General features: G+C 47.5%; 23 protein-coding genes. 8 read left to right on the top strand and 15 right to left on the bottom strand.

Annotation, left to right across the window (positions count from 1 at the left end):
* Positions 1-7: 7 nt before the first annotated feature.
* Positions 8-1,462: a POTRA domain-containing protein gene (locus GC130_RS13490; protein WP_193217855.1), complete on the bottom strand. Its 1,455-nt coding sequence runs from the start codon at positions 1,460-1,462 to the stop codon at positions 8-10.
* A 241-nt stretch (positions 1,463-1,703) separates the two neighbouring features.
* Here GC130_RS13490 and yidD point away from each other — a divergent pair, with 241 nt between their 5' ends.
* Positions 1,704-1,943 (top strand): membrane protein insertion efficiency factor YidD, encoded by a 240-nt coding sequence (gene yidD / locus GC130_RS13485; RefSeq protein WP_151998846.1) that lies wholly within the window; start codon positions 1,704-1,706, stop codon positions 1,941-1,943.
* A gap of 13 nt (positions 1,944-1,956) precedes the next feature.
* Here yidD and GC130_RS13480 read toward each other — a convergent pair whose 3' ends face one another.
* The 7 genes from GC130_RS13480 to GC130_RS13450 all read right to left on the bottom strand — a co-directional run bounded on the left by GC130_RS13480 (position 1,957) and on the right by GC130_RS13450 (position 8,576).
* The gene (locus GC130_RS13480) at positions 1,957-3,468 is read right to left on the bottom strand and encodes an alpha-amylase family glycosyl hydrolase (protein WP_151998845.1); all 1,512 of its coding nucleotides are present in this window, start codon (positions 3,466-3,468) and stop codon (positions 1,957-1,959) included.
* Between the two features lie 14 nt (positions 3,469-3,482).
* Entirely contained in the window at positions 3,483-3,935 is a 453-nt protein-coding gene (locus GC130_RS13475; RefSeq protein ID WP_151998844.1) for a putative toxin-antitoxin system toxin component, PIN family, read from the bottom strand.
* Positions 3,932-4,138 carry a hypothetical protein gene (locus GC130_RS13470; RefSeq protein ID WP_151998843.1) on the bottom strand — a complete coding sequence of 69 codons (207 nt, stop codon included), beginning with the start codon at positions 4,136-4,138 and terminating at the stop codon, positions 3,932-3,934. The genes GC130_RS13475 and GC130_RS13470 overlap by 4 nt, the downstream gene beginning before the upstream one ends.
* A 152-nt stretch (positions 4,139-4,290) precedes the next feature.
* A complete protein-coding gene (gene nadE, locus GC130_RS13465; protein WP_151998842.1) occupies positions 4,291-6,132 on the bottom strand; it encodes an NAD(+) synthase in 1,842 nt (613 codons plus the stop codon).
* 185 nt (positions 6,133-6,317) lie between these two features.
* The gene (gene rnc, locus GC130_RS13460; RefSeq protein ID WP_226940471.1) at positions 6,318-7,061 is read right to left on the bottom strand and encodes a ribonuclease III; all 744 of its coding nucleotides are present in this window, start codon (positions 7,059-7,061) and stop codon (positions 6,318-6,320) included.
* A complete protein-coding gene (gene fabF, locus GC130_RS13455; RefSeq protein WP_151998841.1) occupies positions 7,061-8,314 on the bottom strand; it encodes a beta-ketoacyl-ACP synthase II in 1,254 nt (417 codons plus the stop codon). The genes rnc and fabF overlap by 1 nt, the downstream gene beginning before the upstream one ends.
* Positions 8,315-8,339: 25 nt before the next feature.
* The gene (locus GC130_RS13450) at positions 8,340-8,576 is read right to left on the bottom strand and encodes an acyl carrier protein (protein WP_151998840.1); all 237 of its coding nucleotides are present in this window, start codon (positions 8,574-8,576) and stop codon (positions 8,340-8,342) included.
* 539 nt (positions 8,577-9,115) lie between these two features.
* Between GC130_RS13450 and GC130_RS13445 the strand changes: the two genes are divergently transcribed.
* From GC130_RS13445 to GC130_RS13435, 3 genes are all read left to right on the top strand, one after another.
* The gene (locus GC130_RS13445) at positions 9,116-9,544 is read left to right on the top strand and encodes an IPExxxVDY family protein (RefSeq protein WP_151998839.1); all 429 of its coding nucleotides are present in this window, start codon (positions 9,116-9,118) and stop codon (positions 9,542-9,544) included.
* Between the two features lie 5 nt (positions 9,545-9,549).
* On the top strand, positions 9,550-10,986 hold the full coding sequence (pyk, locus tag GC130_RS13440; RefSeq protein WP_151998838.1) for a pyruvate kinase: 1,437 nt from the start codon (positions 9,550-9,552) through the stop codon (positions 10,984-10,986).
* Between the two features lie 267 nt (positions 10,987-11,253).
* Complete coding sequence (locus tag GC130_RS13435) at positions 11,254-11,841, top strand: DinB family protein (protein ID WP_151998837.1); 588 nt, start codon at positions 11,254-11,256, stop codon at positions 11,839-11,841.
* A gap of 106 nt (positions 11,842-11,947) precedes the next feature.
* On the opposite strand, the gene GC130_RS13430 is transcribed toward GC130_RS13435, so the two are convergent.
* The 5 genes from GC130_RS13430 to GC130_RS13410 form a co-directional block, all read right to left on the bottom strand.
* A complete protein-coding gene (locus GC130_RS13430; protein WP_151998836.1) occupies positions 11,948-12,556 on the bottom strand; it encodes a hypothetical protein in 609 nt (202 codons plus the stop codon).
* A 214-nt stretch (positions 12,557-12,770) separates the two neighbouring features.
* On the bottom strand, positions 12,771-13,454 hold the full coding sequence (locus GC130_RS13425) for a protocatechuate dioxygenase (RefSeq protein WP_151998835.1): 684 nt from the start codon (positions 13,452-13,454) through the stop codon (positions 12,771-12,773).
* A gap of 344 nt (positions 13,455-13,798) precedes the next feature.
* A complete protein-coding gene (locus tag GC130_RS13420) occupies positions 13,799-14,752 on the bottom strand; it encodes a transglutaminase family protein (RefSeq protein ID WP_151998834.1) in 954 nt (317 codons plus the stop codon).
* Positions 14,753-14,913: 161 nt separating this feature from the next.
* Entirely contained in the window at positions 14,914-15,849 is a 936-nt protein-coding gene (locus tag GC130_RS13415) for an alpha-E domain-containing protein (protein ID WP_151998833.1), read from the bottom strand.
* Positions 15,850-15,885: 36 nt separating this feature from the next.
* Complete coding sequence (locus tag GC130_RS13410; RefSeq protein WP_151998832.1) at positions 15,886-17,331, bottom strand: circularly permuted type 2 ATP-grasp protein; 1,446 nt, start codon at positions 17,329-17,331, stop codon at positions 15,886-15,888.
* Between the two features lie 613 nt (positions 17,332-17,944).
* On the opposite strand from GC130_RS13410, the gene GC130_RS13405 reads away from it, so the two are divergent.
* Both GC130_RS13405 and GC130_RS13400 read left to right on the top strand, forming a co-directional pair.
* Complete coding sequence (locus tag GC130_RS13405) at positions 17,945-19,636, top strand: GMC oxidoreductase (RefSeq protein WP_151998831.1); 1,692 nt, start codon at positions 17,945-17,947, stop codon at positions 19,634-19,636.
* A gap of 3 nt (positions 19,637-19,639) precedes the next feature.
* Positions 19,640-20,230 carry a gluconate 2-dehydrogenase subunit 3 family protein gene (locus GC130_RS13400; RefSeq protein WP_151998830.1) on the top strand — a complete coding sequence of 197 codons (591 nt, stop codon included), beginning with the start codon at positions 19,640-19,642 and terminating at the stop codon, positions 20,228-20,230.
* A gap of 57 nt (positions 20,231-20,287) precedes the next feature.
* On the opposite strand, the gene GC130_RS13395 is transcribed toward GC130_RS13400, so the two are convergent.
* Complete coding sequence (locus tag GC130_RS13395) at positions 20,288-21,001, bottom strand: hypothetical protein (RefSeq protein ID WP_151998829.1); 714 nt, start codon at positions 20,999-21,001, stop codon at positions 20,288-20,290.
* Positions 21,002-21,283: 282 nt separating this feature from the next.
* Complete coding sequence (locus tag GC130_RS13390) at positions 21,284-22,078, bottom strand: PAS domain-containing protein (RefSeq protein ID WP_151998828.1); 795 nt, start codon at positions 22,076-22,078, stop codon at positions 21,284-21,286.
* A gap of 354 nt (positions 22,079-22,432) precedes the next feature.
* Between GC130_RS13390 and GC130_RS13385 the strand changes: the two genes are divergently transcribed.
* Together GC130_RS13385 and GC130_RS13380 are read left to right on the top strand one after the other, a co-directional pair.
* The gene (locus GC130_RS13385) at positions 22,433-23,626 is read left to right on the top strand and encodes a histidinol-phosphatase (protein WP_151998827.1); all 1,194 of its coding nucleotides are present in this window, start codon (positions 22,433-22,435) and stop codon (positions 23,624-23,626) included.
* Positions 23,627-23,693: 67 nt separating this feature from the next.
* A complete protein-coding gene (locus GC130_RS13380; RefSeq protein ID WP_151998826.1) occupies positions 23,694-25,169 on the top strand; it encodes a PQQ-binding-like beta-propeller repeat protein in 1,476 nt (491 codons plus the stop codon).
* Position 25,170 lies beyond the last annotated feature (1 nt).

Genomic DNA, 25,170 nt, shown 5'->3' with positions numbered 1-25,170 from the left:
AAGCTTATTACAGTTCTGCCTTGAAGTTGAGGAAGAAATGAAAGTCTCCCTGGCTGTTATAGGAGTATTCCGTTCGTACAACAAAGTCGTAGAAAGAAACGAGGTCAAGTCCAGTGCCGACGCCATAAAGCAGCTTGTTGCTCAGGCGGGTGTTGAGTTCATAGTTCGGGTAGTTTTGCACGTAGCCCAGGTCAAAAAACACCTTTGCGTATAGAGCAAGCGGCAGCTTCTGAAACTGAGGAATCAGCATGATTCTGCTAATGTCTTTCGTAGTCTTAAAAATCTCCTTCTTGAAAGTGTTTTTACTCAGCACATACCTCGGCCCTTCTACCACGTTGAGCTCAAAGCCCCGCACATAGTTTCTGCCGAAGCCCAGACTTTGGTTCACTGAGTAGGGCTGGCTTGAGGGGCCTGAGACTAGGCCGGTAAGGCCTGTGGCAAAGTAGAACCCTTTACCCATATCCCAGAATTTAGCATAGAGCAATTTTCCGCTCCAAAGGTTAACATCTGACTTATTGCTGAGACCGTCCTTTTCACCTATGAAGGATATATAGTAGCCCTTTAATGGATAATTTCGGAAATCTCTCCTGTCTCTTAAAAATTGATATTTGAGATGAACGAACTGTTGTTGCCCCTTATTGATGCCAAAGTAGTTTGGGTTTAGCTGCCGTATTGTGTCGGCTGCCTGTAGCTTTTGATATCCAACAGTGAAGTAGTGAAAGTTGTAGAAGGCATTTCTGTAACTATACTGGAGGTAGGTATTGAACCGGTTTTGTATCAAGTCTTCCGACCGGATAAAAGTGGGAATGTGGTTATCGGTTTGGTAGGCTACGTTCTTGGACTCGTTGTAGGAGGCGCCGGTTGTAAAACCATGACGCTGCCGTTTGTCGAAATAGGGGATGCTGTAGGTGATGTCAAATTGCCTCGTAAATCCGAACTGAGCTATTAACCGCAGCCGGTCATTCATGCCCCGCAGGTTGTACTGGTCAACCCTTACGCCATAGTTGACCCGGCTAAGATCCCGCTCCCGATTTGTCCACCAGTCATTAAAATTACGGTCGGCTAGCTGAAAGATAGGGGCAGGGAAGAAGTACCAGCGTTCTTCCACTTTCACCAGCACGCTCCCTATCCCGGGGGCGGTTTCAAGCAGGGTCACATCCACGGTGTTAAACAGCCGGGTGTTAAAAATTTTTTGTTTGTCGAGCTCCAGGGTGGTGGCCAGGGTCGTTGAATCGTAGATGCCATTCTCCTCGATGCTCAGCTCCCGGGTAATGATCGACTTGCGGGTTCTTTTGTGGCCGATAATATATATTTTCTCAACCTTGATAAAACGTTGTCGCACTGTGTCCGCAGCCGACGTTTTATTCTTTTTGCCTGAATCCTGGGCAGCCGAAGGCAGGCAACTGAAAAGTGTCAGCGCAAAAAAGCAGGCAATTGCAAATGCATTGATTTTTAGCTGCATTACCGGTTCATCCTTTCCTATATTCCTTTTCTGTGGCAGCTTCATTTCACGGACAGACCCAAATTTTCCTTTATTTGTTGTACTTCAGTTTCTTTAGTTGGGAAAATTAAATAAAGAAACCTCAAACTTAGTTACTCTGCCAAACAAGTCCTCATTAATGCCGATATTTAAGGTGAAAAGGAAGTGTTTCAGCCTGGGGGATATTTTGGCCGGACTGATTGTTGTAAAGGAAATTTAAGACATGGGAGGCAGGACGTTTTTTCGAAAGCTGGGTATCTGGTTGGCTGTTTTGCCTATCAAGTTTTATCAGTATAGCATTTCGCCACTGTTTCCATCGTCCTGCCGCTATGCGCCTACTTGCAGTGAGTATGCCAAGGAGGCCATTACCAAACATGGCCCCTTCAAAGGTGGTTGGCTGGCCGCCCGGCGAATCGGAAGGTGCCACCCCTGGGGAGGAAGTGGCTACGACCCGGTGCCATAGACGAACTTTGTGGCTAAGGATTTGTGAGAACCAAACTAGCCCTGGCACCCAATGTCAGAATGTCGTTCGATATTTTCACTTTACCCCTGACGAATGCTTCTCTATATCCAACAGGTATTGTGATCGATATTTTTTTCGCAGACAAGTTGTGATAAACCAACGCATGCATTTCCCCCAGCCTTCTGCTAAACGCCAGTAAATTGCCTCCGGCAAGTGGCAGACTTTCAATGGCCCCCAATGAAAAAAGGGCTGTTTTCTTGAGTGCAATAAGCTGTTTGTAAAGACTGTGCATAGTGTTGCTGTCAGTCATTTGTTGTGTCGCATGAACAACTGTTTCGTCAGTAGAGTATCGGGGCGTTATCCAGCGGGTTCGGTATGAGTCTCTTTCGGTTTCGTCCCACAACATTGGCTCCCTTATGTGTTCGTCCGGCTTTATGCCCAGCATGCCCAGCTCCTCCCCGTAGTATATGAATGGAATGCCCGGAAGTGTGAATAGGATGCAAGCAGCCAGCTTTATCTTGTCCATCTTGCCGCCCAGAACGGACGCTGTCCTGTTCTGGTCGTGATTGCTAAGGAAGCTTGCTTCCAGAAAATGTTCGTTATGCGCTTTAAACCACGGTGCAGACTCATTTATGATGTCCACCAGTCGCTGGCTTTCACTTATTTTGTAGGAGTTGCCGACTACCGCTGCTGCTTTCTGTTGCCGCTTGTCTACCGATTCGAGGATGCTTTGGGCCAGGTCAAAGTTGAACAGCGATGAAAACCCTGCTGCGTAGGGTGAGGCACTTCTGGCATCGGACCATACCTCCCCAATAAGATGGACGTCGGGCTTCACCAACTGCATTTGTGCTCTGAACGCTTTCCAAAAGGCATGTGTATCGGCCGCTCTGTCGTCTGGGAAGATGTGCTTGGCTGCGTCCATTCTGAAACCGTCAACGCCAACTTCCGACAGCCAGAATTTGCCAATGGCATATACCTCGTTCCTTACCGCTGGGTTGTCATGATTCAGGTCTGGCATGTCACTATTGAAAAACCCATAGTAGTATTGCGCTGTTGAGTCTTTTGTGCTGATTGGGTGCCATTGCCGGATATTGTCCGAATCTGCTGAGGTTTCCTTCTTCTCTATTTGCTCCACGACATTCTCTTTGTCTGACCAGATGTAATAGTCACGGTACTTTGCGTGGATGCCCGTGCGGGCATTCAAGAACCATGGGTGCTGAGAGGAGGTGTGGTTGATGACAAAATCGATGATTACGTTGATGCCACGACGATGGGCTTCGTAAACGAAGTTTTTGAAGTGGTCCACTGTGCCGTAATCGGGATGAACCGAATAGTAGTCGGTCACATCATACTTATGGTAGCTGGGCGAAGGGCAAATGGGCATGAGCCAGACAGCAGTGATGCCAAGCTCTTGCAAGTAGTCCAGTTTGGTAGTCAACCCATTGATGTCGCCAATGCCATCACCATTGGAGTCAGCAAAGGACTGAACAAAAATCTCGTAGAAGATTGCTCCTGTGTAGGACATATTTGACTGTACGACTATTTATTCAACTCTCGATCCAGATAAGCCTTGTAAATATCTTCAGTGGAAATGGTTTTATCGACGTTCAACTTTTTCAGCCCATTAGCCACTTTCTTATCACCCGTCCAAAGGAATGCGTTTAGGTTGAAGCTCAAGGCCAGGAATATTGTGTCGTCAGGATCAATGGCAGTCAATAGGCTTTCAGCTTTTAAGAGGCATTCTTTTGGGATGGATTCATCATCAACTACATTAATCTTTGAGAGAATGATGCTCTTGGCTTCCAGATATTCTAAATCTGAATACTTTGATATTTTGAGGATCTTTTGTTGATGTTCCTCTAGCTCTTCCAGTAACGACTCCGGGGAATAAAATGTGAAGTAATCTTTTGACTTAATTAGAAGTTCGCCAATTCTGCTTTTCGGGTTTAAAAGGCCACTAAAAACGATGTTGGTGTCTACAACAACTTTCATTCACCCAGCAACTTCGCTCTCTGTTTGGCCCACCTGCCTTTCTTTACATCCTTATTTAGTTTTTCAATATCATGTTCGGACGCTTTTGAGGTGGCGGTAATTTCCTTGAATCTTAAAAAGTTAACCATTTCCTCAAGGTCTTTAGTATCCAGAGTAGCAGGAAGCCTGATTATTACTTCATCTTTGGTTCTTTCGATTATCATAAGAGAAATGGTTTATGAAAGAACTATAAATCTAATAAGAATAGTTCTAATTCTTAAAACCCCCATGCGAAAGGGCTTTGCCAGTTACACAGCACTCCTCAACCGCAGTTCATCAACTGGCTTCTGCCTCGCTACCACTAACTTCGTGGAAGCTAACCAAGTTCCTCCAGTTCCTCCTCAAACCCTCCTGATAAAATAGGAAATCGGCACCAGGTGCGGGGGTCCACATTAAAATCGTCGAGGTGGAAGGCAGGGGCGATGCGCTCTCTTTTCCACTGATTGCGGCTCCACAGCCTGAAGAAGCGCTTGATATGTTGTTTCAGCAATTCGTCTGATTCCAGCTTCAGCGTTTTCACAATTTCGAACACCTCTAGTGGCGACTTCCGGTTGCGGATACCTTCCCGTTCAATGGCGACCAGCACATGGTAGGGCATTAGGTCTGTTTCGTCGCTCTGGTGCTGCTCTTTAGGCCGCAGTTCGGCTGTTGGTGTAAGGCTGTTCACTCTTCTCAAGCCTTCGTAGCCTAGTTCTTTTTGCGCCCACCTGAGCCATTGTTTTACAAACTCTTTGTCCACAGCAGCAATAGGCGCCAGGCTGCCACTAGTGTCGCCGTCCATGGTGGCATAACCCACATCGCCTTCGCTGCGGTTGCTGGTGGTGAGTAGTAGCGCATTGGCAATGTTCGCCAGCATCCAGATAATCGGTGATCGGGCCCGGGCTTGTATGTTCTGCAAAGCAATGTCGTCCTTTTCCCAGGTAAGCTGCCGACCCAGTGCCTTTTCCACCTTTTCTCTGTAGCCCCTTACTTCGTCGTCGATCTGCCATTGGAAGAAAGTGGCTCCGATGCTTTCTGCCAGCTCTTTGGCGGAATCGAAAGTATCGTCGGAGCTATTCACCGTGCCCTGGTAGGCCGTTTGCAAAATGCTATGGACAATTGTCTTTCTGTCGTTTGGCAAAGAGGATGGCAACCCCAGCTTTGTTTTGAAGGCATCGAACCCCAGCTCTTCAGTGCCTCTTCTGACCATTTCGGCCACCAGCACAGCGCAGGTAGATGAATCGGCGCCACCGGAAAGTGACAGCACAAAACCCTTGCTGCGGCTCTTTCTCATGTAGTCAAACAAAGCCAACGAAGCTGCCTTTGGAAACTCTTCATTTTGATCCGCTATTGGCTTGATCGACTGACGTTCCGATCGCTCAGGGTTGCTGAAGTTGACCTCACAGGTTTGTAGCTTCCAGCTGGCAAACGACAGCCGATGTCCATAAGAAAGTAGCTCTCCATGCTGCGCTAGTATCACATCACCATCGTACACCATGCGCCCCGCCTCATTGCCCAATAGGTTGCAGTAGAGGTAGGCCACATTGAATTTCTTCGAACTCTCAACGACCAGGTTTTGCCTGAAGCTGGCTTTACCAAAGGCAAAGTGACTGGCGCTGGGGTTGAGAATGAGCTCTACGCCTTTTTCCATATGATGGCAGGCTGGCCGCACGTCATGCCAGGCGTCTTCGCAGATTTCAAACCCCAGGTGTACGTCTTTGAGGTGAAAGGTTAGCTCGCCAATAGGGTAGGTCTTACCTCCGGCTTCAATGGTGTCGGTAGTAGAGGGCGGCCCCGGTGTGAACCACCGGGGCTCATAATGTACGCCTTCATTGGCCAGGGTTTGCTTGGCGTAGAAGCCCTGTATTTGACCGTCGACTATGTAGCAGGTGCAGTTGTATGTTTTGTTTTGATGTCGTACGGGCAAGCCAACGGCGACTGCCAGGCCGGAACAAGCCGGGGCAATCTCCAAAAGGACTTCCATGGCTTTGGCTGGGAGCCATTCGCTCAGAAACAAATCTTCGCAGCCATAGCCAGTGATGCACAGCTCAGGGAGGCAAAGCAACTCTACACCTTCCTTTTTCGCTTGTGCGATACAGGCCAGGATATTGGCTTTATTGTTTTTCCAGTCTAAAGGGATTTGGTTGACGGTAGCGCCACCCAGCTTGAGTGTTTTCATTCGTTCATTCAGTACCAGATAAGGTGTGTTTGGTAGGAGAGGATTATCAATTGAAAACGAGTGTCAGTCTGAGCCTGTCGAAGACCGATTCAAACGCCAATTCTATGTTTCGACAAGCTCAACATGACATTCCTGTGAAGCTCGCTGCCCTCATTCATCAAACACGTCCTTAAAACAAACCGAAGTTATGGCAGGTTTAGCATTTCACAAGTTTTTTGAGCTGCATCTTGTTCTGCTTTTTTCTTGCTCAACCCAAACCCTTTGCCGAAGGGTTCTTCATCCACCATTACAAGTGCCTCAAACTTGCGGGGAAAACTGTCCTGATTGAGCTCGGTAATTTCGAACCTAATGTCCCTGTTTTCCTTCTGGGCCCATTCTATGACCTTGCTTTTATAGTTGGGGTTGTTCCGAACGATGTGTTGGATATCGAAGTGGTTTTTCATCAGCTTGTTCATGACAAACTTTCGGCAGAACCGGTAGCCTCTGTCCAGATACACAGCGCCAATGAGTGCCTCCAGGGTGTCGCCGTATATCGACTTATGACCTACACCGTTACGGCCTCCCCCTTCGTATTCTATGATCTCGCCAATGCCCAGCTTTCTCGCAAGGTCATTGAGGCTCTCCCGGTTCACAATGCGTGACCTGATCTCAGTGAGGAAGCCCTCGTCTTTGAAAGGGTATTTATTAAAGAGATACTCTGCCACAATCATGCCCAGCACTGCGTCCCCAAGGTACTCCAGCCTTTCGTTTGATTCCTTGAAACCGTTATTATTTTCTTTGGCAGCAGAACTATGGATCACCGACAGCCTGTATAACTGGATATTGATCGGGGAATAGCCGACAATGGTTTTAACAGCTCTGCTTAGGGAGCGTTCCTTTTCTGTGTAAATGGTGAAGAATGACTTGAGACGCCTGACCAGATTCAGCACTATCCCTCGTATTTACGGAAGATGATGGAGGTGTTGTGGCCGCCAAAACCAAAAGTGTTGCTTAGTGCGATGTCGATTTTGCGTGCCTGTGCCTTGTTGAATGTGAAATTCAGCTTGCTGTCCAGCTCTTCGTCGTCAGTGAAGTGATTGATGGTAGGAGGAACGAGCTGATGTTGAATGGCCATGATCGAAGCCACTGCTTCAATAGCTCCAGCAGCTCCAAGTAAGTGCCCTGTCATGGATTTGGTTGAGCTGATGTTGACATTGTAGGCATGGGATCCAAACACTTCTCTTATCGCCAGCGTTTCGCCTTTGTCGCCAAGTGGTGTAGAGGTACCATGAACGTTGATATAATCTACGTCTGTAGTTTTGATGCCGGCATCTCTTAAAGCGTTGATCATCACATTCTTTGCTCCCAAGCCTTCAGGGTGCGGAGCAGTAATGTGGTAAGCATCGGACGACATGCCGCCGCCAATAAACTCAGCGTAGATTTTTGCACCACGGGCTTTGGCATGCTCCAGTTCTTCAAGAATGATGCATGCCCCTCCCTCGCCTAATACAAACCCGTCCCTATCTTTGTCGAACGGACGGGATGCCGTGGCAGGGTCATCGTTGCGCTCAGAAAGAGCCTTAAGTGCGTTAAATCCGCCCACACCCGCTTCACACACTGTGGCTTCAGAACCGCCGGAAACAATCACGTCGGCATGGCCTAGTTTAATATAATTGAGCGAGTCGATGAGGGCGTTGGTAGCAGAGGCGCAAGCAGAAACTGTTACGAAATTGGGCCCTCTAAAACCATAAGTGATGGAAATGTAGCCGGCAGCTATGTCGGCGATCATTTTGGGGATAAAGAATGGGTTGAATCTTGGTGTTCCATCGCCACGTGAAAAATCAGTGACTTCGTCCTGAAAGGTTTTGAGACCGCCTATGCCGGCACCCCAAATCACCCCAACCCTATCTTTGTCTACTTTTTCCAGGTCAAGACCTGAATGTTTGATGGCCTCTTCACTCACTATAAGTGCATACTGAGTGAAGGGGTCCATCTTTCTTGCATCCTTTCTATCAAAATGATTGAGAGGATCATAGTTTTTTACCTCGCAGGCGAACTTTGTTCTGAATTTTTCGGCATCAAACCGGGTAATAGGGGCCGCACCACTTACTCCATTGGAAAGTCCTTTCCAATATTCTTCGAGGTTATTGCCGATGGGGGTAAGCGCTCCAAGACCTGTAACTACTACTCTTCTGCCATTCATAAAAGGGTGTCCGCCGGGTTGAGATTTATTTTGCGTTTTCTTCGAGATATGTAATTGCTTGTCCTACAGTGGTGATATTTTCGGCTTGATCATCAGGAATAGAAATATTGAACTCCTTTTCGAACTCCATGATAAGTTCTACTGTGTCAAGAGAATCAGCACCCAAGTCGTTGGTGAAGCTTGCCTCAGGAGTAACTTCAGACTCTTCTACCCCAAGCTTATCCACGATGATAGCCTTAACTTTTTGTGCAATTTCAGACATTTTTTTAATGTTTAGTTAGTAAAAAACACTGCAAAGAAATAGATATTCCCCAATAATGTCAAACAAATTCGTTCAATCTTAATTTTAGCTAAAGATAGCAAAAAACGGTTCGGAAAGGGCTTTTTGGGGCTGAAAATGAATGGGTTACCTGAACTTAAAAGTGAGTGCGCAAGCCTGGGGGAAACATTGCTTTAATAGCCTGAAGGTGCCTTAAAGCGATACTTTAGCAAGCTGGAGAATTGTTGGAGTGTTGCAGGTTGCTTCCTCTTGTTGCTTCCTTTGCCTGGTATGCATGCTGCTAGTTTCGAATGGGGCGGTGCGCCATTGATTACCCTCAGGGAGTAAAAAAGATTTGACAGCCGGTGTTTTTTCGACGTTGAATTTGCCCTTTTTGCCTTTATGGCTACCGCAATAACGCTAACTTTGTGTTGGTAAACGCTCCGCCGCCTGTCACATTATAGTGAAATGTGCGCTATACTCACAGGCTGGGCCGAAGAGGTGATGCCGAATAGAAATGACCAAAATTCCGGAAGCCACAGGTGAAGAGCAAAAAGTTACATATTGAGTACAATTATGACTTCACGCTACTTGGCCTGGCCACTTCAGCCAGGGAGTATAAGCTTGCCTGGCATATTAATAGTGCGCTTGGTGTGAGACTGGTAAAACAGCAGGAACTCAGTGTGGAATTTCTCAATGATCGTGAAATCACCATTTCACACTTTTTATTTAAAACGGAATACAGTACTTTTCGGCTCCTTAAGAATAAGAGCCTGGCAGGTGCCGGAAAATCCGGCTTTTTACTAGCTGAGCTGGCTCACTTCGATTATCTCATAATGATTAATGACGACGGCGGATTTTTTGATCCTGATGGTACCCTTACGGCTCTGAAAAGCATACCCGTGGTAGAGTATCTGGCCTCAATTAACATCAATAAACTGAAAGAAAAGGAAAATCTCATATTTGAATAACACTCATGGAAAGCTCACCAATTTTTAATAAGACGAAAATCATAGCCACCGTAGGGCCTGCCTCTAATAGCAAGGAAATGCTGAAAAGCCTTATTCAGACGGGGGTAGATGTTTTTCGTCTCAACTTTTCCCACGGTTCGCATGAAGACCACCTTAAGGTCATTAAGCTGGTAAGGGAACTCAACGAGGAAATGGGTACGCACGTGGCGTTGCTGCAAGATCTTCAGGGGCCTAAGATTCGTACCCGTGATATGGAGAATGGGGGCGTAGAAATTGTGCCGGGTCAGGAAATCATTATCACCACACGAAAGCTGGTTGGCAATGCACAAATTATCAGCACCACTTACGCCGGTATTTGCACCGATGTAAGCATTGGCGACTCTATCCTTATCGACGACGGCAACCTGGAGCTGAAAGTGTTGGCTACTTCCAGCGACGAAGTGAAGTGTCAGGTAGTATACGGTGGCATTTTGAAGTCAAAAAAAGGCATCAACTTGCCTAATACGCCAGTGTCCGCCCCGTCGCTGACTGAAAAGGATGAGGAGGATTTGTATTTTGGTTTGGAGCATGAGGTTGACTGGATAGCACTTTCATTTGTTCGGAAAGCGGAGGATGTACTTGACCTGAAAGAAAAGATAAGGAGGAAAGGCGGCACTTCTCGGATCATCGCCAAGATTGAAAAGCCGGAAGCGCTCAAAAATATAGACGCTATTATCGAAGCGGCCGATGGCCTGATGGTGGCACGTGGCGACCTCGGCGTGGAGATTCCTATGGAAGACGTACCGTTAGCCCAGAAGATGATGGTGAGCAAGTGCAACAAGGCGGCAAAGCCCGTGATTATTGCCACGCAAATGATGGAAAGCATGATTGAAAACCCAAGGCCTACCAGGGCCGAGGCGAACGACGTGGCCAATGCCGTAATGGATGGTGCTGACACGGTGATGCTAAGTGCAGAGTCAGCTTCAGGCAAATTTCCGGTGCAGTCGGTAAAAAGCATGGTGAAGATCATCACCTCCATTGAGCAGGGCACCGACGTAATGTTCAATAAGTTCTCTGAAAGCAACGACGACTCTGCCACACTTGTGAACGACAAGCTGGTAAGAGCTGCCGCACGTTTGAGCGCCAACATCGATGCCAAAGCTATTTTGGGAATGACAAAATCGGGATACACGGGTTTCAGACTATCGTCGCACAGGCCAAAGGCGAATATCTTTATCTTCACTGATGACCGAAAGATCTTGAATACCATGAATCTTGTTTGGGGTATCCGTGGGTTTTATTATAACCAAAGGGTTGGCGCTGAAGAAACATTGAAGCACCTGGAAGACATTCTTATAGACAAGGGATTCCTGCACAAAGGAGATACCGTGGTATACACTGGCTCACAGCCGCACCACTGGGAAAACCGCACCAACATGATGAAGGTGGATGTAATCGAGTAATATTGATTGTTAATAGATGATGTGAGAGCCACCGGAGAGTTTCGGTGGCTTTTTTGACCCTTTGTATGGAGCTACTCTGCTCATTTCAAGCCGACGCTACTGGTATATTCCGCTTGGCGTTCACACTCCTCCCACCGCCAGTCGGACATGTGCAGTCGCCGGTATTTTGACTTGGTACGCTTTTCCATCCTTCATGGTAATTTCTGAGATAGCCAGCCAGAAAAAAAAACGAATTCTTACTTTTGGCTTTATCAAAAACTCAATAACATGTTAAAAACCTTACTCTTCTGCGGTCTTGCCTTTGTGTCGCTGGCGCTAAATGCACAAACCTCCAACCTCCCATACTATCAAATACCAGACTACCCGGCTTCCTATGGCCCTGGCACAGTAGCAGCTCGTATGGTAGACGGCCTTGGTTTTCGCTACTACTGGGCTACCGAAGGGCTGCGTGCTGAGGACCTGGCCTGGAGCCCCGGCGACGAGGCTCGCAGCAGTATGGCTACTGTAAAGCACATTCACGGCCTCAGTCAGGTGATTGTGAATGCCACCCGCAAGCAACCCAACGTTGGCGGAGAGCCTGCGCCCGAAACTTTCGAGGCGTTGCGCAAGGCTACGTTGCTTAATATTCAGGAGGCCAGCCAAAAACTGCTGACCAGCAGCGCCGCCGATTTGGAAAGCTACCAGATGGTGTTTGGCAGTGGAGACAAAGCGCAGGTATATCCGTTTTGGAATGTAATCAACGGCCCTATTGCTGACGCCTTGTGGCATGTAGGCCAGGTGGTTACATTCAGGCGTTCATCCGGCAATCCATTGCCTAAAGGTGTGGGCGTGCTGGAAGGGAAGAAGTTTGACTAAAGAGGTTACTCTCTTCGCTCCAGCAGATGTAATCTCTTTAGTTTTTTGACTTATCTTCTTCGAAGATTAAAGAGGTTATTACTTTCTTGGGGGCAGAGTAACCTCTTTATTCCGATACCCCCAGCCCTAGCTGCACAATTGGTTTCGCCGCCTTATGGTGCTCTTCGTCGAGCTCGTCTACTATTTCTATGTCGGCAATGCGGTGGATTTTGGTTTCTTCGCCCAGCAGGCAGGTCACCAGGTGGTTGACAGCAGCATAAAGGGTATTGTCGTCGAGATGTGGGCAGTTGCCTGCCTCTATGAGCAGGGTGTGCTGCCTGCCACTCGCCGGTATCAGCACATAGTGCCATGGATTGGCATCCACGGGCTGTTGGTTCATTTCCTCGTCGTACACTGTGAAGGCAAAGTCTTGCTTCTTTGGTTGGTGTGCTGGGTAAAACTCCCAGTCGGCGAGCTCGGGTGCCTGCTCCACAATGGCTTTGGTTTGCTCCAGCAGCTCGGGGTCGCCATTGGGGGAGATGGTCAGGCTCCAGGGACGGTGCATGCCTTTCTCGATGTCCCATGTGAAGGTGCCAATCGCCAGGATGTGTTGGTCAAGGGAGCTAACTACGTATTCACGATCAGGGTGGGAGGGGTTAAGCAGCACGGTGCGGATGCGGCCGAGGTTGTCTTCAAACCAGGACCAGAAGGCGAAGATGTTGTTGTTGGAGGACATGGGCGAGAGGTTGAAAATCTGAGTATTTAACGATGCGAAAGTAGGGATTTAGGGATTACCAATTGAAGGTATTTGAAATTTCTAATTTGAGGTTTGAGCAGCCTTGCTTTCTATGATTGTATTTTTGTTTACGGGAGTCTGACGGCCCAGCCGCAATAGGCCAGAGCTATCGCACCGACGCCTGCTTCGGTCTCCGGTCTTCCGACTCTTGTCCCTACGCTTTTACCCCAACCACAAACGTCCCTTTGAATCCTTCTCCTTCTTTTTCCAATGGAAGCGTTAGCTTTTCAAGGTCGGAAGAGCGGAGTACACCGTCGTTGGTATAGGTAGTGGGGCTTTGTCCCCTGAAGGCGTAGAGACGTGATTCGTAGACTTCCTTGGCAATATCCCAGGGTGGATACATTTGTGAGGTGACAAAACTATTGCCCGCCATATACACTTTGAAGTGAATATGAGGTGCCCGGCCCGGGTACCAGCCCGGAAACATTGTGACGAAGGAAGCCTCTCCTTCGGCGTTGGTTGTCTGGTGGCCACGGCAGAAGGTTTCGCCTGTCGTGTCAATTCGCTTTTCGCCCTGGCGTGGGTAACCCGAATACAAACCATCTTTATCAGAATGCCAGATGTCGACTACGGCATTGGCAATAGGAGTGCAGTCCTTTACGTTCACTACCCGCACTTTGAAAGCAAGAGAGAGCCCTGGTCGGTTTTCAGTGATATTGCTCCGTTTTAGTTTTGTGTCGAAATAGAAAGGGCCCGAAGTTTGTTGCGGTGTAAGTATGCAATTGTAATCAGCCTCAGCATTTTCAGCTTTGGTTTCACAACTGAGCATAGGAAGGATGGCCGGGATGGTTACCAACCCGGCGGCTGTTTTTTTGAGAAAATGACGGCGGAGTACCATAAGCGTATTGGATAGGATTACCTTGTTACTCTTGTAATTTATGAAAAATGAGCGAAAGGATGAGGGGGTTGGAGTGCGGATGTCTGCTGCGGTCTCCTGTCTTTCTTTTAAGATGGGGCTTCACCGCCATCCTCCTCGAATTGCGTCCTTTCAGGGCTCGCAGCTACCCAACCCCTGAAATGGCGCAATACCTGTGCATTGGGTAAAGCCCTATGCATCAAGCCAACACTATCGCACGTAGCTTGTCCGATAGATATAAGTTAGTCAAATTGGTCAACCATATTTAGGGATGGTCAGCTCCGGTCTCCCGTCTTCCCATCTTCTTAGCATCTGGCGTAAGAGGGCTACTGCTGCTGCTGTATCTGTTGGTAGCGCTGGAAAGAATTGACGTCGGGTGTAGCGGTGGCTTTAGCGATTTCTTCCAGGGCCAGGTCTTGGTTGACTTTTGGCCCTCCTTCGTATTCAACTGACACTGCCACTTCAAGGGTATGGTCGGCTGCGCCTTTGTAGGTGCCTTTCACTGGTGAGCAATCCACAAAGCTGCGGCCTATGGCCAGGCGCACATGCAGGTCATTGACCAGGCAGTTGTTGGTAGGGTCTATGCCCACCCAGCCGTGGTCTGGTATGTAGGCTTCCACCCAGGCATGGGTAGCGCCCTCGCCCCGCATGCCATTTTTATTGGGGCACACATAGCCACTCACGTAGCGGGCCGGAATAAAGAGCTGACGCAGCATCACAAGCAACATGTGGGCAAAATCCTGACAAACGCCAGACTTCAGTTTCCAGATTTCATCGAGGGTGGTTTCTACAGTGGTTACACCTTTGATATAACTGAAATTGCTAAACACATATTCGCTAAGGTTAAGTGCGGCTTGTAGTGGAGTGGCGTTTTGTTTCTTGACTGACTCAATCATTGCCATCACTTCAGGGATCGCCTGAAAGTTTTCCTGCCTGAGAAAGTCGATGTAAGGCACATGATTCGATATGTTGTAAAGGTGCTTCCATTGCTCATCGGCTGGGCTTTCGTCGGCAACCTCCGGTGCTTTCTTTGTTTCAACCTCCAGAATGGAGTCGATCAGAAGCTGTAGGTGAGGGTCAGCAAATGCAAAAGAGCCCACGTTGTTGCCATAATAGTCCTTGTGCACATATACGTCCGGGTTGCCGGTAATAATCACATGATGCTGAAGAACCTCCTGATGATCGTCCTGGATGGGATATAACATGATCTCATTGGCACTGTTGGTGGCTGAAGTTGTATAGGTGTATTTGGTCAGGTGACGGATGTTGAACTTGGGCATAAAGGAATTGCTAATTTGAAATTCAGGGTTTGACAATTTCGGATTGGAAGTTACAAATTTGATGTTAAAGAATAGGAAGTTGCTGATTTGAGATTTCTGATTTAGCCACTTTTATGTCTCCGACTTTCGCCTGTCTTCCGCCTCCTACCTTCCAACTTCCTCTAGCTATACGCAAAGCAATACTGGTTCAGCTTGCTGCTAATGTCCGACAAGTCCTTTTTAATATCTGCCAGATAGGTATGTAGTCCCATGGCCTCAATATCGTTGAGCGTAGAGTAGCGTACCTTACTGCGCAGTTTACCTATTTCGAAATTGAGTTCATCAAAGCTTGCTTTGTCAAGGTAGGCACTGAGCTGCTCGAAGTTGCGGTGGAGGTGATCCAGCGAGTAGATGACAGACCTTGGAAAATGAGTGTTCAACACAATTTGATGAACCACATTGCGGGCCTCAAACCCTGATTGATAGTTTTTTAGGTAAAGCTTATACCCCGACACCGACATCAGCAGGTACTTCCAGTAGAGCGTGTCGTAAGCTTGTGTGTCTTCTGCCGACATACTGCCAAGTTTTACATCAAGGATATCGATAGACTGCAGTGCTCTTTCCAAAAACTTGCCCAGCGACATGAAACAGTAACCGCTGCCTCTCGACATGGTAATGTCCACAGTGCCATAGTACACCAGACATTGTTTCACCATCACGTCAATCACCGAAATGGCATCGCCTTGTGCCAGGCTGTTGATGTGGCGTTCGTCCCTGATAAGGTGATAGAAGTCGTTGAGGCATTGCCACACCTCTATAGTGACATTGTCCTGCACAGAGCGGGCATTCTCCCGGGCGTGGATCACTATGTTTTGTACGGAGTTGCCATTTTCCTTGTCAAGGATCATGTAACGCAACACCTCACTGCTTTCGTTGGCCAACTCAATAATCGCAGGCCCTTCCAGATAGGTGAACACCTTCAGCACCGGCTGCCAGCTAAAGTCGCTGAGGTTGTCCTGCGACGAATTGTAATTCACTTTCAGCATGCGGAGAATGCCGTCGGAGCGCTCCATGTAACGAGCCATCCAAAAAAGTGAGTCTGCTACTCTGCTAAGCATATATTTGTTCTCTAAAGTGTTTTACCAATTTAATAATTAAGCCAATACCCAGGTGTCTTTGCTGCCACCGCCCTGTGAGGAGTTCACCACCATGGAGCCTTCTTTCAAAGCAACTCTGGTGAGTCCGCCAGGCACTATCTCTATACCCTCAGGGCCAAACAATGCAAACGGGCGCAGGTCGACACGCCTTGGTGTCAGCTTGCCATTGATGTAGCAGGGGGTGGTAGAAAGACTGATAATAGGTTGTGCAATGAACTGCCTTGGCTCTTTGATTACCGCTTTCTTATAGTCCTCAATTTCCTTTTCTGTAGCGGAATTACCCATCAACATATCGTAGCCACCTGAGCCATTGGTCTTTTTGATCACCATAGAGGTGATGTTGTTGAAAACATGCTCCAGTTGCTCAGGGTCTGCACAGTGGTAGGTAGGCACATTGCTCAGTATAGGCTCCTCGTTGAGGTAGTACTTGATCATGTCAGGCACAAAGGTGTAAATGGCTTTGTCGTCGGCCACACCGTTGCCTACTGCGTTTACAATGGCCACATTGCCTTTTCTGTAGGCTGACATAATGCCCGCCACGCCCAGCACACTTTCTTTGTTGAAAACAAGTGGGTCAAGAAAATCATCATCCACCCTGCGATAAATAACATCCACCTGCTGTAGGCCATAGGTTGTTTTCATGAACACCTTATGGTTTTCCACCACAAGGTCACGCCCTTCCACCAGCTCTATGCCCATGAGGCGGGCCAGAGTCGTATGCTCAAAGTAGGCAGAGTTGAACATGCCGGGTGTGAGCAGTACTACTGTGGGGTTAGCCACCTGCCGGGGTGAGAGTGACTTGAGGTTTTTGTGTAGCAACGTGGGATACTGTGTCACTGACCTCACAGAGTTGCGTCGCAGCACGTCAGGAAAAATCCGCTTGGTAATCTCCCTGTTTTCGATCATGTACGACACGCCGGACGGTGTGCGCAGATTGTCTTCCAGCACATAGAAAGTACCGTCGCCGCCACGGATTATGTCAATGCCTGATATATGCACATAGATATCGTGAGGTACTTTCAGTCCATGCATTTCACGAATAAAATGAGGACAGGAATAAATAATGTCGGTGGGCACTATGCCGTCCTTCAGAATGAACTGATGAGAATAGATGTCTTTCAGGAACAGGTTGAGTGCTTTGAGCCGCTGCCTGATACCTCTCTCTACAAAATCCCACTCGTCGGCCGTGATGATTCTTGGGATGATGTCGAAAGGAAATATTTTTTCTATGCCCTCGCCGCTGGAGTACACCGTGAAAGTGATTCCCTGGCTCATGAAGAGGCGCTTGGAGAGCTCTTCTTTCATGGTGAGGTCTTCAGGACTGTTACTCTTAAGAAAATTAAAAATTCCCTGATAGGCAGTTCTTACGTCCTTGCCCTGGTACATTTCATCAAAAGTACCCTCGCCGATGTGGTAAGACTCGAAAATGTTGGTGTGTTGCATGAAGCCTTTGCTTAATTTTAGTCGATACCTTTTTTTAACATTTGTGAAGCGGCCATTGTTCGGGTCAATCATTTCCATTGACTTTGCAATGAATCACCACGCAGTTTCCCCCTCAGCCCTAGGACATGAAGCAAAGCCTGCCTGGCGTCCGCAGATCAATCCGATTGGGTTGCTCGCAAATGGACTCTATATAATCAATCAGGGTGTGTGTTAAATATCTCGCAATAAATTATGACTTCATTTGAAATAAGTCTAATGAATATGAAAATTTATTAGAAAAGAGTCCAAATTATGTTTGCCTTTCTAATACAAGGAGGCCGTTGAGAGCGATTTGATATGCCAGCAACGGCAATCTCCTTTAATATAGTCAATAGTTAAGATTAATAAAAAAGAATAAATGTAGGATTAGAACGCAGGACTACTACTCTTTAAGGCTGGTGAAACTGATGAGGATTTACTCCGTCTGTGCTTTTCTGCTTTTACCTTAGGTAATTTAGACCGGTTCAAAACTCGGGATATTGTTTCGTGCTTTCTTGTTCTATTTACAGTGGAATGGCTATATTGAAAGCTTTTCCTGAAAAGGAAATACTGTTACTTAAACTACATTGATACCATGCAGGATCAGAATAGCACCCATCAATACGATGCCATTGTTGTGGGGTCGGGCATAAGCGGAGGTTGGGCCGCCAAAGAGCTTTGTGAAAAAGGATTGAAAACGCTGGTGCTCGAAAGGGGGCGCTCGGTGAAGCATGGTGAATACCCAACGGCTCACCTTGATCCGTGGGATATGCCCAATAATGGCGCACTCACCTATGAAGAGCAGCAGGAAAGACCAGTACAAAGCCGCACAGGATGGATAGGTCAGGACACCAAGCACTTTTTTGTTAATGATAAAGAGAACCCTTATGATGAGGTGAAGCGCTTTGACTGGATCCGAAGCTACCAGACAGGCGGCCGCTCACTTACCTGGGGCAGGCAAACTTACCGGTTAAGCGACCTCGATTTTGAGGCCAATGCCAAAGAGGGTATCGGAGTGGATTGGCCCATTCGATACAAAGATCTCTCTCCCTGGTATGACTATGTAGAAAGGTATGTGGGCATCAGCGGAGAAGCCATGGGCTTGCCACACTTACCCGACGGGCAGTTCTTGCCAGGGATGGAGCTCAACTGCGTGGAGCAACACACAAAAGAGCAAATAGAAAAGAACTTTAAGCACCGCTACCTGACCATTGGGAGGGTTACTAATCTGACACAGCAGCACAATGGCCGGGGGCCATGCCAGTACCGAAACAGGTGCTCTCGTGGCTGCCCATTTGCAGGCTACTTTAGTAGCGTGTCGTCTACCCTGCCAGACGCTGAAAAAACTGGCAACCTTACCATGGTGTCCAATGCAATTGTTCATTCAATTATTTACGACGATAAAACCGGCAGAGCCAGTGGCGTGCAGGTGATTGATGCCGAAACTAAGGCAACAACAGAATACTTCGCAAAGATCGTTTTCCTGAACGCTTCGGCGATGGGGTCGACTTTTATCCTCATGAATTCGATCAGTGAGCGATTCCCGACAGGCCTGGGCAACGACTCTGATCAGCTGGGCCGTAACTTGATGGATCACCACTATCGGGTAGGCGCTATTGGAGACTTTGAAGGGTTTGCCGATAAGTACTACGAAGGCCGCAGACCCAACGGTATTTACATTCCTCGCTTCAGGAATATCAATGAAGAAACCAAAAGGACAGACTATGTGAGAGGCTTTGGCTACCAGGGGGGCGCCGAAAGGGCGGGAGCAGGCCGGGGAGGTAGTGTGCCTGGTTTTGGAGCTGATTTCAAGGACGGACTGATGGAGCCAGGGCCATGGCAAATGGCGTTGGTGGGCTTCGGTGAATGCCTGCCTCATCGGGACAACCGCATGTGGCTCAATTTTGATAAAAAGGATCCGTACGGTTTGCCGACCCTCACAGTCGACGCTGAGTTCAGGGAAAATGAAATGGCCATGAGGAAGGACATGGCTGATGCCGCTGCCGAGATGCTTGAAGCCAGCGGTTATAAGAAGGTAGAAACTTATGACTCTCCTGCAGCTATAGGGCTCGGTATACACGAGATGGGAACCGCTAGAATGGGTAGCGATCCAAAAACGTCTGTTCTGAACAAATGGAATCAGGTGCATGGTGCTCCTAATGTATTTGTGACAGATGGTGCAGCAATGACCTCGTCGGCATGTCAGAATCCCTCACTCACTTATATGGCTCTCACAGCCAGGGCTGCCAACTATGCTGCCGAACAACTAAAGAAGAAAAACCTCTAAGCCATGGATAGAAGAGAAGTAATAAAAAGAATGGCCCTTAGCATGGGGTATACCCTTTCAGCGCCAGCCATTGTGTCAATTCTCAACAGTTGCGAAAGTGCTCCCGAGCTAGGGTGGCAGCCTTTGGTATTCACACCATCGCAGGCGGTTGCGCTGGAGGAGCTGACCGAGGCTATTCTTCCTAAAACTACTACGCCTGGTGCTAAAGATATGAAGGTGGCGCAGACGATGGATGCCTTTATTTCGGTAGTGTTTTCTCCGGCAGACGCAGAGCAGTTCAAAACCGACCTCGACACCTTCATGAAAGAATGTGAAAGTACCCAGGGCAAGGCGTTTGAAAAATGCAGCGCTGAAGAAAAGGTGGCTTTTCTCAGTAAGTATGACACTCCTGAGTCCTACGGAATATCTGTGTGGGGCACCGACATGGCCAAAAAGCCGGTTAACTCTATTTTCAAGAAAGTGAAGGCCATGACGGTTTCCAGCTACTTCAATACTGAGGAGCTGGGAGAGCGAATATTGCGGTACGAATCGATTCCAGGGAGGTACAATAGCTGCGTGCCCTACGAGAAGGGTACGAAGGTGTGGTCGTTGTAGTGATAGCGGATTGAGTTTAGTAGGACTAGTTCTTTTTGAGTCTGAGAGAAAAAACCGCTACAGTTTTCGACAGAAATCCAATAGCTTGTGGAGGCCGGCTTCACTTTTGAAGTCGATAGACTCCGCCTTGATAAAATCACGGATGGTGTTCTTGTGGCGGGGCAGTATCCGGTAGATATACTTTCCACTGGCTGGGAACACTCTATGGTTGCGGTCGATTAAGAAGAATGCTACCTTCTTTTCCACGATGATGTTGCTCCGGGCAAACTGGTCTTCCAGCACTCTGTCGGTGTCGTTTCCTACTCTCCTTAGTACGATGTTGGTTGTGGAGGGATCTACAAAATTGGAGTATCCATCAAAGGTGCCCTCATCGACTGGAATTAAATGGACAAAGTCTTTTCTGGCAAGCTTTGGGAACAATGAGTCTTTCTGTACTTCTACAAGGCCATATTTATAGTCGTTGAGAATGACCGTATCTCCAAAGTCATATTTTTGAACCAGGTAGTCGTTTTTTAAAAAAGTGGTATCCTTTTTTACACTGATCAATACCATTTTTTGATATAGCAGACTGTAGTTGGCCATGGCCAGTGAGGTGTTGCCATCCACATAGAAAATGGAGCATTTTCGGAAAGCTGGAAACAGATAGAGTTCGTCGAATGGTACTATGCTTTCCACTTTGACACCTGCGGGGACACGGTAAGGCCAATTCGACTGGCCCACGATCTCTCCTTGAAAAAGAAAAAATAGCGATGTAACTATCAAAGCCTTCATATCAGGTCGTTTTTGCAAGTACCTGTGAAACTCAAGCATTTAACAACTCAACGGCTGTTTGGTTTGGTGGCAGGAGCTTTTATCAAGGTATGAATTTAGGCAGAGGAGTTCAAGGTAGTCGGCTTGTATTAATGTGCAATGACTGCCAGTAGACAATTGGTGACCAATATTGTGGGCCAGGCAGATACATTCGGCAGCAGCAAAGCAATCATTTGGAATAAGGCTATGTGGAGGTTTTGGAGGTGAACTCAGCGCACTAGTCAGTTTTTGGAGTCACTTATGTTACTGCGGAGGGTCCTCCTCCTCGAAGAGGTTTCCCGTTTTGCTGACGATTTCATGAATAATGGAATCAAGCTGTTCGATGGTTAGCTGCATGTTCTTAAAAACTTGTCGGTTTTCTTCAAGCGAGTTTTGATCCAAATCAATCAGCATCATGAGCCCTTTGATAGAGGCAACCGGCCCCCGCACTTTGTGCGACTGTATCCAGGCAATTTCTTTCAACGCTTCATTTTGGCGCTTAAGCCGTTCCTCAGTTTCCTTAAATGCGGTAACATCCTTTGCAGTGACCAAGATGCTGGTGTCGAGGTCATCACTCCCTGAAAGGAGCGAAAATGAGACGGCATGTGTAACAGGCACGTTGTCCGATGTGAGGAAATTAAGTTCCAAATTCACCGAGATGTTATTTTCTTTCAAATCTTTCTCAATCCGATCCAGGCTGTCCTGATAGTTGGGGCCGAGTAGCTTGCTGAATGGCTGGTCAACAAGCTGGTCTTTGGTGTATCCAAGAGAGCTTAACACCTGGTGATTGACTGTCTCAATAGTGAAGTCTTTCTTTAAAATGATCAACAGGTCGATCACTCCCCTGTAGATGTTTTGGAGGTAGTTTCTGGATACTGTAGATGCCTTAATTTCTTCTCCCAGCATGTTGATGCCCCCAATGAGGCCATCAAGCTCGTTGTTTTCGGCTGAGCGCTGAAGTCGGAAGTTGTAATTGCCGTTGGCAATTTCGAATATCATGGACTGGATTTCTTCAATCCGATTGTAGATATCTGCTGGGAGGGTGGATTTAAGTGACATGCTCTAAGGTAAAATATATCCAATAAATTGGACATAAACAGGTTAGGTTAATAATGGTTCTACTTATAAGGTTATTGAATGCTAACGTATATTATGCAATTTCTTTTCATATTTCAACTTTTGAGGCCAAATTGTATAGGTGATGCAACTAAATGATGAAATCGGCTCAGTTATTTAAATTATATTTTTCAAAGAATTAGTTGTTTGATTCATTGGTGAGTTTGGCTTGTTACCTGAGCACGAAATGACTGATAAAAGCTACCGCAAGACGCATCTATTGGATGAGTTATTGTAATATTTGCTTTCTTTTTGAAACACTCGTTTGGTGAATTGATAAAATCTAAATTTTAGAAAATGAAAAGATTAGGTATTCTATCGGTCTTTTTGCTGCTTCTCTGGTCGTGTGGCACGCCGAAAACAGCTAAGGTTGAAAGGCAATGGTACAAAGGAAATTTGCACACCCATAGCTATTGGAGTGATGGTGACGAATTTCCTGAAATGATCATGGGTTGGTACAAGGACCACGGCTATGACTTTGTTGGCCTTTCTGACCACAACACATTGGCGGCTGGTGAAAAGTGGAAACTTGTGCCAAGGGGCGGGGTGTATAAAGACGCTTTTTACACCTACCTAAACAAATATGGGGAGGACTGGGTGGAATATAAAGAGGACACGGGCCGGGTAAGTGTGAAGCTGAAAACTTTTCAGGAATACGTGCCACTTTTTGCCGAAAAGGACAAATTCCTCATCATACAGTCAGAGGAAATTACGAACAGTTTCGAGGGAAAACCTCTACACCTGAACGTCACCAACGTCAAAGAGTTGATTGGGGCACAGGAAGGGAGTAGTGTATCGGATGTGCTGCAAAAATGCATCGACGCAGTAGCGGCACAACGACAGGCCACCGGCCAACCAATGATCATTCACATCAACCATCCCAATTTCTATTTTGCTATTACGCTAGACGACATGATCTCGCTTAACGGTGAGCGATTCTTTGAGGTGTTCAATGGCCACCCCATGGTTAACAACTACGGCGACTCCACCCATATAGGAATGGAGGAGATGTGGGATCGCATCAATATTGCCTACCTGGCCGCCGGTAAGCCCCTTATGTATGGCGTGGCAACGGACGACAGCCACAATTACCATATGTTTGGCGATGCCTATAGCAACAGCGGCCGGGGCTGGGTGATGGTGCAGGCCGACTCACTACGACCTGCATCTTTGATTGAAGCCATGGAAGCAGGCGACTTTTATGGGTCGACCGGAGTGTCTTTGAGTGGAATTAGTCGGGAGGGAAATAAGATCAGAGTGGAGGTGGCAGCTGAAGAGGGTGTTGCTTATACCATACAATTCATTGGGGTGAAGAAAGGTGGGGAGATGTCTTCGGTGCTGATGGAGAAAAAAGGAATAGCTGCTGAATTTGCGCTAACCGAGGATATAGTGTTTGTCAGGGCCAAAGTAGTGTCGGACAAGTATAAAGAAAACCCGTTCCAAGAGGGTGATTTTGAAACGGCCTGGACGCAGCCGGTGACTCCCCGGTAGGGTAACCCTTTTTGAACTTCATGCGCTTTTGATCTATCTTTCAAAGGATTAAAATCAATTGCATCGGATGGCTTTTCGGTTTACACTTTTTATGCTGGTATGCATTAGCATAGCCGGTCAGTTGCTGGCGCAAGAATCATGGACAAAACGTCTTCCCGGAATCGGGACTTTTTCATCGCCCAGAGTAGCTGACCTCAACGGAGATGGCATCAAAGATATTATTCTCGGGGCGGGCAGGGAGGAATTCAAAGCCTGCGACTCGGCAGTGTTTGCACTGGACGGAAGAACCGGCGACATGCTTTGGAATGTGTCGGCTATTGATCAGGTGTTTGGTTCGGCCAGTTTGAAAGACATCACTGGTGATGGTGTGATGGACATCTTTATCAATGGGAGGTCGGCGGAATTGCAGGCTGTGAATGGAAAGACCGGGGAAGTGATCTGGCATTTCAATGACCCCGACCTGGCCAAAGAACGGAAGCAAAAGCAGTGGTTCAACTTTTACAACCCACAGTTTGTACCAGACCAAAACGGAGATGGTGTGGAGGATATATTGATTTCCAATGGCGGCGATGTAATGGCAGAACCTTACGACCCAAACAGACCGTCGGGCCATCTGGTAGTGCTCAACATCCTCAATGGCGAAGTGCTGGGAAAAGCAAAAATGCCCGACGGCAAGGAAATATACATGTCGGTGGCCACTTTGCCGATAGCCGGGAGCAATGACAGAGAAATTATTTTTGGAACAGGGGGCGAAACCATTGGAGGTAACCTGTGGCTGGGCACTCTCTCTCAGGTGATGAAAGGCGATTTAACGGCCGCCATCAAGCTCGATAGCAGTGCAAATAAGGGGTTTATAGCTCCAGCTGCCTGGGTAGATGTGAATGACGACGGCAGGTCCGACATCGTTGCCAATGCAGTGGATGGGAGGTTTCTGGCGTTCGACGGTAAGACGCATCAAAAGATATGGCAGGTACAAATGGACAATACTGAAGCTTATAGTTCGGTCTCAGTCGGGTATTTCAACGCCGATAAGACTCCCGATTTTTTCTTGTCTTTTGCACAGGGTTCCTGGCCCAACCTCGACTGGACCAAGCAATTCATGGTGAATGGCGCCAATGGAGCTGTTGAGTTTCTGGACTCGCTTGGGCTTTATCAAACCACCACGCCTGTGATTGCCGACTTTACCCTTGATGGTGTTGACGATGCATTGGTAATTGTTAACTATCAGGCAGAAAGCCTGGAAAATGGATTAATGAAGAAGTACTTCTACAACATGCTGGCGGTGATCGATTTCACGACAGGTGAGGTCATTGATCTCGATGTTCATACCGATGGACATAATCTTTCGTCAACCCCCTGGGTGGGCGACCTGGATGGCGATGGCAATATTGATATCGTTTACTGTCATGCCACCAATACAGAACATACCTATACTTTCGATGGGATGGAAGTCATCAGGCTTACTACCACCCTGCCTGTTAACAAAGAAATAAAATGGGGTGCCTATATGGGCAGCCGGTATGACGGCGTGTTCAAAAAATAAG

Source organism: Imperialibacter sp. EC-SDR9, from assembly GCF_902498805.1.
GTDB lineage: Bacteria > Bacteroidota > Bacteroidia > Cytophagales > Cyclobacteriaceae > Imperialibacter.
The sequence above is the reverse complement of the archived record's forward strand: the minus strand, read 5'-3'. Positions and strand labels throughout refer to the sequence as shown.

What these genes read in the sequence shown, in the direction of transcription:
- GC130_RS13490 (WP_193217855.1), bottom strand. Translation starts at nt 1,462, where the DNA reads ATGCAGCTAAAAATCAATGCATTTGCAATTGCCTGCTTTTTTGCGCTG.
- yidD (WP_151998846.1), top strand. Translation starts at nt 1,704, where the DNA reads ATGGGAGGCAGGACGTTTTTTCGAAAGCTGGGTATCTGGTTGGCTGTT.
- GC130_RS13480 (WP_151998845.1), bottom strand. Translation starts at nt 3,468, where the DNA reads ATGTCCTACACAGGAGCAATCTTCTACGAGATTTTTGTTCAGTCCTTT.
- GC130_RS13475 (WP_151998844.1), bottom strand. Translation starts at nt 3,935, where the DNA reads ATGAAAGTTGTTGTAGACACCAACATCGTTTTTAGTGGCCTTTTAAAC.
- GC130_RS13470 (WP_151998843.1), bottom strand. Translation starts at nt 4,138, where the DNA reads ATGATAATCGAAAGAACCAAAGATGAAGTAATAATCAGGCTTCCTGCT.
- nadE (WP_151998842.1), bottom strand. Translation starts at nt 6,132, where the DNA reads ATGAAAACACTCAAGCTGGGTGGCGCTACCGTCAACCAAATCCCTTTA.
- fabF (WP_151998841.1), bottom strand. Translation starts at nt 8,314, where the DNA reads ATGAATGGCAGAAGAGTAGTAGTTACAGGTCTTGGAGCGCTTACCCCC.
- GC130_RS13450 (WP_151998840.1), bottom strand. Translation starts at nt 8,576, where the DNA reads ATGTCTGAAATTGCACAAAAAGTTAAGGCTATCATCGTGGATAAGCTT.
- pyk (WP_151998838.1), top strand. Translation starts at nt 9,550, where the DNA reads ATGGAAAGCTCACCAATTTTTAATAAGACGAAAATCATAGCCACCGTA.
- GC130_RS13435 (WP_151998837.1), top strand. Translation starts at nt 11,254, where the DNA reads ATGTTAAAAACCTTACTCTTCTGCGGTCTTGCCTTTGTGTCGCTGGCG.
- GC130_RS13430 (WP_151998836.1), bottom strand. Translation starts at nt 12,556, where the DNA reads ATGTCCTCCAACAACAACATCTTCGCCTTCTGGTCCTGGTTTGAAGAC.
- GC130_RS13425 (WP_151998835.1), bottom strand. Translation starts at nt 13,454, where the DNA reads ATGGTACTCCGCCGTCATTTTCTCAAAAAAACAGCCGCCGGGTTGGTA.
- GC130_RS13420 (WP_151998834.1), bottom strand. Translation starts at nt 14,752, where the DNA reads ATGCCCAAGTTCAACATCCGTCACCTGACCAAATACACCTATACAACT.
- GC130_RS13415 (WP_151998833.1), bottom strand. Translation starts at nt 15,849, where the DNA reads ATGCTTAGCAGAGTAGCAGACTCACTTTTTTGGATGGCTCGTTACATG.
- GC130_RS13410 (WP_151998832.1), bottom strand. Translation starts at nt 17,331, where the DNA reads ATGCAACACACCAACATTTTCGAGTCTTACCACATCGGCGAGGGTACT.
- GC130_RS13405 (WP_151998831.1), top strand. Translation starts at nt 17,945, where the DNA reads ATGCAGGATCAGAATAGCACCCATCAATACGATGCCATTGTTGTGGGG.
- GC130_RS13400 (WP_151998830.1), top strand. Translation starts at nt 19,640, where the DNA reads ATGGATAGAAGAGAAGTAATAAAAAGAATGGCCCTTAGCATGGGGTAT.
- GC130_RS13395 (WP_151998829.1), bottom strand. Translation starts at nt 21,001, where the DNA reads ATGAAGGCTTTGATAGTTACATCGCTATTTTTTCTTTTTCAAGGAGAG.
- GC130_RS13390 (WP_151998828.1), bottom strand. Translation starts at nt 22,078, where the DNA reads ATGTCACTTAAATCCACCCTCCCAGCAGATATCTACAATCGGATTGAA.
- GC130_RS13385 (WP_151998827.1), top strand. Translation starts at nt 22,433, where the DNA reads ATGAAAAGATTAGGTATTCTATCGGTCTTTTTGCTGCTTCTCTGGTCG.
- GC130_RS13380 (WP_151998826.1), top strand. Translation starts at nt 23,694, where the DNA reads ATGGCTTTTCGGTTTACACTTTTTATGCTGGTATGCATTAGCATAGCC.